Below are 347 nucleotides of genomic sequence, written 5' to 3'. Positions count from 1 at the left end.
GCGACATCGCCCGCGCCGTGTCGCTGGGCCGGAGGGGCATGTGAGTGCGACCCCGCAAGTGGGAACCGGTTGCGGGGACCAGAGCACGCACCAAGGAGAGTTCTGATGGCGTTTCACGAGGTCCGGTTTCCGGACAACATCAGCCGGGGCGCGCGCGGCGGCCCGGAGCGACGCACCCAGATCGTGGAACTGGCAAGCGGGGCCGAGGAGCGCAACGCCAGCTGGGCCAACAGCCGCCGCCGCTATGACGTCGCCTATGGCATCCGCCGCGCCGACGATCTGGCAGCAGTCGTTGCCTTCTTCGAGGCAAGGAACGGGCGCCTCCACGGCTTCCGCTTCAAGGACTG

At 68.9% G+C, this 347-nt stretch carries 1 protein-coding gene; it reads left to right on the top strand.

Features of this window, described 5'->3' with window-relative positions; translation table 11 throughout:
* Positions 1 to 105: 105 nt before the first annotated feature.
* The coding region (locus EZM81_RS18135; RefSeq protein WP_211195457.1) for a DUF2460 domain-containing protein at positions 106 to 347 on the top strand (242 nt) is incomplete at its 3' end.

The sequence above is a fragment of the Tabrizicola sp. YIM 78059 genome (assembly GCF_004959785.1).
Lineage (GTDB): Bacteria > Pseudomonadota > Alphaproteobacteria > Rhodobacterales > Rhodobacteraceae > Tabrizicola > Tabrizicola caldifontis.
This window is presented reverse-complemented; position numbering and strand designations above follow the sequence as displayed.